The organism is Veillonellaceae bacterium, assembly GCA_012523975.1.
In the GTDB taxonomy this organism is placed as follows: domain Bacteria; phylum Bacillota; class Negativicutes; order JAAYSF01; family JAAYSF01; genus JAAYSF01.
This window is the reverse complement of record JAAYSF010000087.1, coordinates 1-2,027: the sequence shown is the minus strand read 5'-3', so window position 1 is coordinate 2,027 and position 2,027 is coordinate 1. Positions and strand designations below refer to the sequence as shown.

Genomic DNA, 2,027 nt, shown 5'->3' with positions numbered 1-2,027 from the left:
GTGAAGAAACGCCAAAAGAATATTAAGACTGTAGCGCCCTTGCCGGGCGCTTTTTATATGCCAAAATCATTTATAAAAATTATTTCTAGCCAACATGGTTCGACATTATTTCTAAAGGAACAGAAAGCATTCCTGTAATGAACAAAAATGAGCTTTGAAAAAGCGAATACCGCCAGATAGAATTAAGTCAGGTGCGACCGTCAGAAGCGCCGACTTAAAACTAAACGGAGGTATTCAAATGAAGTGTAAACAAAACCAAAGAATTTTGCAAGTATCTGAAACAGTATTGATTATCGGAATTGATGTAGCCAGCGAAATACATTATGCTCGTGCCTTTGACAATCGGGGAATTGAACAAGCCAACGTATTACGTTTTACTAATGATTTAGAAGGTTTCAAAGCGTTTACCAAATGGGCTGATGCAATCCGGCTAAAGGCTGGTAAACAGGACATTATCGTTGGACTGGAACCTACCGGTCATTATTGGTTTAACCTTGCTCAATATAGTAAGGGTCATAGCATGAAGATTGTGTTAGTGAACCCGTTTGCCGTAAAGCGGAGCAAGGAACTGGATGACAATAATCCAAGCAAGAACGACCGGAAGGACCCCAAGACGATAGCCATGCTAGTCAAAGATGGCCGGTACATGGAACCATATATCCCCGAAGGGGTATATGCAGAGCTACGAACAGCAATGAATACACGTTGGCAGATAGTAAAGAACCTAACGAGCATAAAAAATCAAATTAATCGGTGGCTTAGTATCTACTTTCCTGAATTTTTGCGAGTATTTGCCGACTGGGAAGGCGTTGCAGCGCTAATAGCATTAAGGGACTTTCCAACACCAGCGCAAGTCGTTAAAAAAGGTGCCGAAGGAATAGTAGAGCGCTGGAAAGAAGATAAAATTCGCGCAGTCGGCAAAAAACGAGCAGACAGACTCGCAGAAGCGGCCCAAAGCAGCACTGGAATGAGAGATGGACAGCAGGCCGCAGTCATGGAGATTAAACTTCTTTTGGAGGACTATGATAGAAAGAGTAAGCAATATGAACTAGTAATGGAACTGGTAGAAAAACTGGTTGAGCAAATACCAGGCGTTAACGGGTTACTAAAGATTAAAGGACTAGGTATAGTAACGGTAGCGGGTTTCTTGGCTGAAGTCGGAGATATCAGTCGGTTCTCCCATCCGAAGCAGATACAAAAGTTTGCTGGACTGAATCTAAGAGAAAACAGTTCTGGCAAGCATAGAGGCAAAACGGTGATAAGCAAAAGAGGGCGAAAACGACTTCGATCCATACTATTTCGTGCCGTAATGCCGTTAGTATCTAAAAATGATGAATTTCGGGCTATACATGGCTATTATACGACTCGTCAAAATAACCCGCTTAAAAAGATACAATCATTAATATTGTTATGTTGCAAACTGATTCGAGTTATCTATGCGATACTAGCTAAGGGAATTCACTATGAAGCAGAAAAGCTACTTTTTGATATGAAGAAAACAGAACTATTAGCAGCGTAAACAAGACGATTCTACTGTAACGAGAAAAGTACATTGACAAGATGAGCCGGGATAGTTGCTACTTTATACATTAGGGCGTAGACCCCGTCAGAAAGCAAGTCAACATCCACCATGCGGATAGGCAGAACGAGGGAATTTAGGGCTGGCTGATATGCTAAGACCCCGTGAGACATAGGAGGGTGGCCACCGCAGATCTTGTGGATTCTAAATAGGCCGCAATAATCTGCTTTTTGAAACTGATAGCAATCAGTCTGTAGAGGTTATCCCTTTTTTTGTCTTTAACGGTTCCCAAATTCTTCATATCCTATAAAGGCAAGTCATAGAAATGTGAAATTCTATGTAAAGGTGAGAATTAAAGAGATTTCCTAATATTATTGAAGGAGTTAATTGTAGAACGTTACATTAAAACCCATAATTTTCAAATTCTTATGTAAGCTGGGTATGCCGCAAAATCGGTGCAGTGCTAAGGAGGTTTGAGTTGGTGGCAAGTTTGAAACAACGCTTGTCT

At 41.1% G+C, this 2,027-nt stretch carries 2 protein-coding genes; one reads left to right on the top strand and one right to left on the bottom strand.

Annotation, left to right across the window (positions count from 1 at the left end):
- Positions 1–238 precede the first annotated feature (238 nt).
- The gene (locus GX348_11875) at positions 239–1,519 is read left to right on the top strand and encodes an IS110 family transposase (protein NLP42854.1); all 1,281 of its coding nucleotides are present in this window, start codon (positions 239–241) and stop codon (positions 1,517–1,519) included.
- Positions 1,520–1,530: 11 nt separating this feature from the next.
- Here GX348_11875 and GX348_11870 read toward each other — a convergent pair whose 3' ends face one another.
- Positions 1,531–1,692: a hypothetical protein gene (locus tag GX348_11870; GenBank protein NLP42853.1), complete on the bottom strand. Its 162-nt coding sequence runs from the start codon at positions 1,690–1,692 to the stop codon at positions 1,531–1,533.
- Between the last annotated feature and the right edge of the window lie 335 nt (positions 1,693–2,027).